General features: G+C 72.0%; 6 protein-coding genes. All 6 read right to left on the bottom strand.

Going from position 1 to position 7,298, the window contains the following annotated elements:
• Positions 1 to 1,376: type I polyketide synthase (locus ACWDX9_RS36870; RefSeq protein WP_449962445.1), on the bottom strand; the 1,376-nt coding region annotated here is incomplete at its 3' end.
• Between the two features lie 57 nt (positions 1,377 to 1,433).
• Positions 1,434 to 2,336, bottom strand: coding sequence for an FG-GAP repeat domain-containing protein (locus ACWDX9_RS36865; protein ID WP_449962443.1), 903 nt, complete (start codon positions 2,334 to 2,336; stop codon positions 1,434 to 1,436).
• Positions 2,337 to 2,513: 177 nt separating this feature from the next.
• Positions 2,514 to 3,302: a hypothetical protein gene (locus ACWDX9_RS36860; protein ID WP_449962440.1), complete on the bottom strand. Its 789-nt coding sequence runs from the start codon at positions 3,300 to 3,302 to the stop codon at positions 2,514 to 2,516.
• A complete protein-coding gene (locus tag ACWDX9_RS36855) occupies positions 3,299 to 4,198 on the bottom strand; it encodes an ABC transporter ATP-binding protein (RefSeq protein ID WP_449962437.1) in 900 nt (299 codons plus the stop codon). Before ACWDX9_RS36855 ends, ACWDX9_RS36860 begins: the two co-directional genes overlap by 4 nt.
• Before the next feature lie 39 nt (positions 4,199 to 4,237).
• Positions 4,238 to 5,659, bottom strand: coding sequence for an isochorismate synthase (locus ACWDX9_RS36850; protein WP_449910906.1), 1,422 nt, complete (start codon positions 5,657 to 5,659; stop codon positions 4,238 to 4,240).
• A 25-nt stretch (positions 5,660 to 5,684) separates the two neighbouring features.
• The gene (locus tag ACWDX9_RS36845) at positions 5,685 to 7,274 is read right to left on the bottom strand and encodes a (2,3-dihydroxybenzoyl)adenylate synthase (protein WP_449962434.1); all 1,590 of its coding nucleotides are present in this window, start codon (positions 7,272 to 7,274) and stop codon (positions 5,685 to 5,687) included.
• Between the last annotated feature and the right edge of the window lie 24 nt (positions 7,275 to 7,298).

The raw sequence follows: 7,298 nt of genomic DNA, 5'->3' as shown, positions 1-7,298 counted from the left end.
CCCGCCTGGGCGCGGAGCGCGGCCTCGCTCTGCCCGGCCAGCGGCAGGATCACCGGCCCGGCGGGACCGGGCGCCGGCCGCGGCGTCTCCCGCGGGTGCTCGGCGAGCACCACGTGGCAGTTGGCGCCCCCCATGCCGAACGAGCTGACCCCGGCGACCAGCGGTTCGCCGGCGCGCGGCCAGGTGGACAGCGCGGTGTTGACGCGCAGGTTCAGCTCGTCGAAGGGGATCAGCGGGCTGGGCGTCTCGAAGTTGAGTGACGCCGGCAGCTCGCGGTGCCGGATGGCCAGCACGGTCTTGAGCAGGCCGACGATTCCGGCGGCGCCTTCCAGGTGGCCGATGTTGGTCTTGGCCGACCCGACGAGCAGCGGCGTGCCCGCGTCCTTGGCGGTGCCGATGGCGGCGCCGAGGGCGCGTGCCTCGATGGGGTCGCCGACCCGGGTTCCGGTGCCGTGCAGCTCGACGTACTGGATGTCGGCCGCCGGCACGCCGGCCCGCTCGCAGGCCAGCCGGATGACCTCTTCCTGGGCGTCCTGGTCGGGGACGGTGAGCCCGTCGCCGCCGCCGTCGTTGTTCACGGCGCTGCCGGCGATCACGCAGTGGACGTGGTCGCCGTCGGCGAGCGCGCGGGCCAGCGGCTTGAGCACGACGATGCCGCCGCCCTCGCCGCGGACGTAGCCGTTGGCGCGGGCGTCGAAGGTGAAGCACCTGCCGTCGGGCGACAGTGCGCCGAACCTGAGCGCGGCGAGCGTGCTGTCGGGGGTCAGGTTGAGGTTCACGCCGCCGACGATGGCCAGGCCCGACTCGCCGCTGCGCAGGCTCTCGCAGGCCAGGTGCACGGCGGTGAGCGAGGCCGACTGGGCGGAGTCCACGGTCATGCTGGGGCCGCTCAGCCCGAGCGTGTACGAGATCCGGTTGGCGAGCAGCGCCCGGCTGATGCCCGTGAGGCTGTGGCGGGTCAGCGCCGCGCGGCCGGTGCCCTGCAGCAGCTGGGCGTAGTCGCCGGCCATGGCGCCGATGAAGACGCTCGTGCCGGTGCCCCGCAGGCTGTCCGGGACGATGCCCGCGTCTTCGAGCGCCTCCCAGCTCAGCTCCATGAGCAGCCGCTGCTGGGGGTCCATCATCGCGGCCTCGTTCGGCGAGATCCCGAAGAACTCGGCGTCGAACTCGGCTATGCCGGTGAGGAAGCCGCCGCGGAGCGATTCGGTCTCCGGGGAGTTCCACCGGCCGCTGGGAACGTCGGTGACGGCGTCGCCCCCGTCGCGCAGCAGCCGCCAGAAGGAGTCCGGGTCCGGGGCCTGAGGAAGGCGGCAGGAAATGCCGACGATCGCCACCGCGTCGTCGGAGAAACTACGAGAGGAGCGTTCGTAGGACATTGAACCAATCCAGTTTCCGACGGAGCGAGCAGAGGGCGGGGAAACGCTCTTGGGCCATCAGCTGATGACGTCGTACTTGCCGAATCCGGTGCCGACGGTGACCGGCTCGCGGAAGAGGTCGAGCGGGTCCTCGGGCCTGAATTTCCCGGAGTGCACATACGCCTCGAGCGTTCCGTCGGGGCGCAGGCCCAGCAGGTCGGGCCGGCCGTCCAGGTCGATGTCGGTGAGCGTCACCAGGCGCATGTCCTGCCAGCCGTGGGCGACGGTGTACCAGGTGCCCTCGGTGGTCGCGGCGGCCGGGGTGCCGGGCGGGGCCGCGAACTCGTACAGGTCGAGGTCGCCGTTCGCGCGGCGGACCAGCAGGTCCAGGTTGCCGTTGCCGGTGAAGTCGGCCATGGCGACGGGAAGGTCGTCGACGCCGACCTCGGTGAGCCGCACCGGGTCCTTGTCGTAGGTGTCGTTCCGCACGACCCCCTGGTCGCGGTGGGGGAAGACGTCCACGTTGCCGGCATCCTTGCCCTTGCCGAACGTGTCGTCGGGGCCGGTGCCGGTCACGTCGGCGAACCCGATCGTCTCCCACTCCCGGCCGTCGTCGCGCTTGCCGGACACGCGGATCGGATCGGCGAACGGGCCGATCTCGCCGGGGCCGCCCAGGTTGCGCAGCAGGAAGAAGCCGTGCTCGCCGTTCTCGCCGGGGTTGATGCCGTACTCGCTGGCGCTGAACGCGCAGATGTCGGCCTGCCCGTCGCCGGTCGCGTCGACGGCGCGGACGAAGAAGAACCGCCACCAGCCGAAGCCGTCACCGATCTTCACCGGGTCGCCGTAGGTTTCGGTCCCGTTGAACTCGCCGCTGTGCGGGTGGACGAACAATTCGCCGGTTTCCGTGTTGCGCACCAACAGGTCCGGCCGCCCGTCGCCGCGGAAGGAACGGCACTGGCCGTTCGCGAAACTCGACGCCATTGTTGAACGCCCCTCCCCGCCAGAATTTCCCGGTCAAGCGTCATCAGTATTCGCGAGCCGGGATAAGGCGGGTAACCCCTAGCGCCCATTAAAGAGGCCGCTCAAGCCCCACTTCGGGGCCGGACGGCACGCCGAATTCCCGGCGCGCGTGACGCGCGCCGGGAGCGGGGGAATCTCTCAGGTGTCGCGCGAGCGGAACAGCGCGAACGCCACGAACAGCAGGACCGCGGTGAACGCGGCCATCACGCCGAGCCCGGACCACGGGAGCATCCGATCGGGCAGCTGCACGGTGGTGGTGACCTGGAGGCCGGCCGAGATCGGCCAGTACGTCGTCACCCAGTCGCCGATCGCGTCGGGAAGCAGCCTGGGCGTGATGACGGGGATGATGAAGTTGATCGCCACCACCACGGTCGTGGCGCTCATCGTGGCCCGCAGCAGGCCGCCGACCGCCACGCCGACCAGGCCGACCAGCGCCCAGATCAGGCCCATGCCGACGATGGCGCGCAGCACGCCCGGCTGGCCGAGCGAGGCGGTGGGCGCGCCGGCCGCCCCGATCACCCGCTGCCCGAGGAAGTACGCGCCGAAGCCCGCCACCAGGCCCATCAGCAGGGCGATCAGCCCGAACGTGGCCACTTTGGCGGCCAGCAGCCGGCCGCGCCGCGGGACCACGGTCACGCTGGTGCGGATCAGGCCGGTGGCGTACTCGTGGGTCACCACGAGCACGCCCAGCGCGCCCACGGTGATCTGGGCGAACAGGAACCCGCCGTACATGCTGATGTAGGTGGGGTCGAACATCGCCCGGCCGGTCGCGGAGGCCGCCAGGTAGCCCTCGGCCGCGCCGTTGGCGGTGGCCGCGCCCAGGCCGACCATGAGCGCCACGGCGGTGAGGATCGTAGGGATGTTGGACGGTATCGTGCGGAACTTGGTCCACTCGGAGCGGATCGTGTCCGCGATGGCCACGCTCATGCCACACTCGCCTGGAACTCGATGCTGTCACGGGTCAGATCCATGTAGGCCTGCTCCAGGGAGCGCTGCGGCGTCAGCTCCGTCAGCACCACCCCGGCGGCCAGCGCCGCCTTGCCGATCTCCCTGGGCTCCAGCCCGGTGACGATGAGGGCGCCGTCGGCGCCCGGGTGGACGGTGGCGCCGGCCTCGGTCAGGAGCGGGACGAGCAGCTCGTGCTCATCGGCCCGCACCAGCACGTTGGAGCCCTGCCGGACGAACTCGGTGATGCCGATGTCCGCGATCAGCTTTCCCCTGCCGATCACGATGAGATGGTCGGCGGTCTGCGCCATCTCGCTCATCAGGTGGCTGGAGACCAGCACGGTGCGGCCTTCCGCGGCCAGCCCCCGCATCAGCTCGCGGATCCACTTGATGCCCTCGGGGTCGAGGCCGTTGACGGGCTCGTCGAATAACAGCACCTTCGGGTCGCCGAGCAGCGCCACCGCGATGCCGAGCCGCTGCCCCATGCCCAGCGAGAAGCCGCCGGCGCGCTTGCCCGCCACCGACTCCAGCCCGACCAGGCGCAGGACCTCGTCCACCCGACGGGCGGGGATGGCGTTGGTCTGGGCGATGCAGAGCAGGTGGTTGCGGGCCGTGCGCCTGGGGTGCACGGCGCGGGCGTCCAGCAGGGCGCCCACCTCGCGCATCGGCCGCGGCAGACCCGCGTAGGCGCGCCCGTTGACCGTCACGCTTCCCCCGTCGAGGCGGTCGAGGCCGAGAATGGCCCTCATCGTGGTGGATTTGCCCGCGCCGTTGGGGCCGAGAAATCCGGTGACCCGCCCGGGGTGGACGCCGAACGTCAATCCGTCGACCGCGGTCTTATTGCCGTAGCGTTTCGTCAAGCCGGTTATTTCAATCATTTCCAGCCCCTCCAGAGACCGGTCGTTTCCAAGATCTTCTCATCGGGACTGTCTATATGGTGCCCTTTCCGACAACGGAATCGCCAGCGCATTTAGCATGGGCCGGAACTTGAGCCGGGTCTCCTCCAGCTCGGCCTCCGGGTCGGAGCCCGCCACGATGCCGCATCCGGCGTACAGGGTCGCGGTCTCGTCCTGCACGTGCGCCGAGCGGATCGCCACCGCGAACTCGCCCTCCTGCTCGTCGTTCATCCACCCGACGGGGCCCGCGTACCAGCCGCGGTCGAAGGGCTCGGCGTCGCGCACCCACTCCAGCGCGGCCCGGCGTGGATGACCGCCGACGGCGGGTGACGGGTGCAGCCGCTCCACCAGGTCGAGGACGCTGGCGGTCTCCGGGTCGGCGATCTCGCCGACGATGCGGGTGTGCAGGTGCCGCAGGTTCGGCAGGTCGAGCACGTGCGGCTCGTCCGGCACCGTGACCGTGCGGCACACCTGGTCGAACGCGTGCCGCAGCGTCGCGGTGACGATCCGCTGCTCGCGCCGGCTTTTGTCGTCCTGCAGCAGGGCGGCGCGCAGGCACGCGTCCTCGGCGGGCGTCGCGCCGCGCGGCATGGACGCCGCCAGGCTCATCGACTCGGCCCGGCCGCCGCGCAGGCCGACCAGCCGCTCCGGGGTGGCGCCGACGAAGGCGTGCCCGTACGCGGCCACGGCGAAGACGGTGCTCCCCGGTTGCGTGTCGCGCAGGGAGCCCAGCACGGAGGCCAGGTCGTACCCCCACGGGGAGGTGATCCGCAGCTGGCGGGCCAGCACGGCCTTGTCGAACCTGCCGCGGGCGATCTGCTCGGTGGTGTGCGCGACCAGCGCCTTCCACTCCGACGCGGAGGGAACCTCGATCATGGTCGTGCCCGGGAGCAGCGGGCTGGGGCAGGGACGGATCCCGCCGGACGAGATCAGGGCGAAGGCGTCCGCGACCGTGCGCGCGGGCCCGTCCGTCGTGGTGGGCCGGGGGTCGACGCTGACGCTGAGCGCGAGCGACGTAGTGCCGTCGGGGTCCCGCGAGATCAGCACCCTGGGCACCCACATCAGCGCCTCGGGCAGCGGCCCGGGGCGCGGTGCGAAGGCGAACCCGCCGACCAGCGACGGCATGGCGCGCGGCCCCGGCCCGCCGGATACCGCGGTCCCGGCCGCCCGCTCCCAGCCCCGCCGGATGCCGGCGAACCTGTCGTGGCCGGTGTGCGTGAAGTCCGTCGCGCTGCCCATCGCTATGACGCTGGCGTGCGGCGACATCCAGACGAAGGTCCGCGTGGACCGCTCGAACAGCGGTCTCAGCAGCCCGACCGGGTCCACGGGCGGGATCTCCTGGCGCCAGGTCGCCAGCGCCGGGCAGGCGTTGTTGCGCGCCTCGATGGTGGCCTTGGCGTGCACTTCCAGGAAGCCGGGCAAGTCGATGTCTGCGACGTGCATCGGGTACATCCTCTGCGAGCGTGGGTTAGCTGAACATCCCGGCGAGCGCCTTCTTGCTGACCTTGCCGAGCGGGGTGACCGGGAGCTCCTGGACGATCTCCAGGCGGTCGGGGAACTTGAAGGCCGCCACCCCGCGCTCTCGCAGGAACGCGGTCAGGTCGCCGAGCGCCGGCGGCGTGCCGCGGGGCACGACGCACGCGCACGCCCGCTCGCCGAGCACCTCGTCGGGCAGGCCCACCAGGGCGACCTCCCTGACGCCCGGGTGCGCGAGCAGGTGGTTCTCCACCTCCTCGGCCGCGATCTTCTCGGCGCCCCGGTTGATCTGGTCCTTGACCCTGCCCTCGAAGACGACGTGCCCGGCCGGCAGCAGCCGTACGAGGTCGCCGGTCCGGTAGTAGCCGTCGGCGGTGAACGTCCTGGCGTTGTGCTCGGGCGCCCGGTAGTAGCCGCGCACCGTGTACGGCCCGCGCGCCAGGAGCTGCCCCACCTCGCCCGGCGCGACGTCGCGGTCGTCCTCGTCGACGACCCGCACCTCGTCGTCCGGGGAGACGGGCAGCCCCTGGCTGACCAGGACCACGTCCTCCGGGTCGTCCCACCGGTGGAACCCGCACAATCCCTCGGCCATGCCGAAGGCCTGCTGGAGCCGGCAGCCGAGCGCGGGCTGGACCCGGCGGGCCAGCTCGTTCTGGAGCTTCGACCCGCCGATCGTGACGCGGCGCAGGCTGGACAGGTCGTATTCGTCCCACTCGGCGGCCTCCATCCACAGCAGGGCCGCGCCGGGGATCAGGCCGGTCTCGGTCACCCCTTCCCGCTCGATGAGCGGGAAGGTCTCGTCCGGGCTGGGGACGGGCGCCAGCACGAGCGTGCCGGCGGCGTGGAAGGTGGCCAGCAGCCCGTGGGTCAGCGGCCAGTTGTGACACAGCGGCAGGCTCACCAGGTGGACGGTCTCCTCGCCGTAGTCGCACGCCTCGGCGACCGCGCGCCCGCTGTAGGCCCACTCCTGGTGCGCGCGGGGCACGAGCTTGGGCACGCCGGTCGTACCGCCCGACAGCAGGAAGAGCGCCACGCCGGCGGGGTCGGGCCGGGGCAGGCCGGCCGCCCCGGCGTCCGCGTAGTCCAGCCGGGTGAAGCCGCCCGGGTCGCCCGCGACGAGCACGTGCTTGAGCGTGGGCACCCGCGCCGCCACGTCGGCGGCCAGGTCCCGGTAGTCGAACCCGGCGTGCACGTCCGGAATGACGTACGCGGCCGCCTCCGTGAACTCGCAGAAGTACGTGATCTCGCTGCCGCGGTGGGCCGGCAGCGCCATGACCGGCAGAGCACCGATCCTGAACAGGGCGAACAGCAGCGCGACGAGCTCCGGGACGTTGGGGAGCTGCACGACGACCCGGTCCCCCGGACCGATGCCGATCTCGCGCAGCCACGCCGCCATGCGGTCGGCCCGGCTGTCCAGCTCGGCGTAGCTCCACCGGTGGTCGCCCGCCACGAGGGCGAGCTTGTCCGGGTGGGAGCGCGCCCGCGCGCCGAGGATCTCGCCCAACGTCTCGTCGCGCCAGTGACCGGCCGAGCGGTAGCGCTCGGCGAACTCCTCCGGCCAGGGCGTGCAGCCATCCAGCATGGGTGCGTCCTTTCTCAGGTGGGG

The organism is Nonomuraea sp. NPDC003201, assembly GCF_053590415.1.
This window is presented reverse-complemented; position numbering and strand designations above follow the sequence as displayed.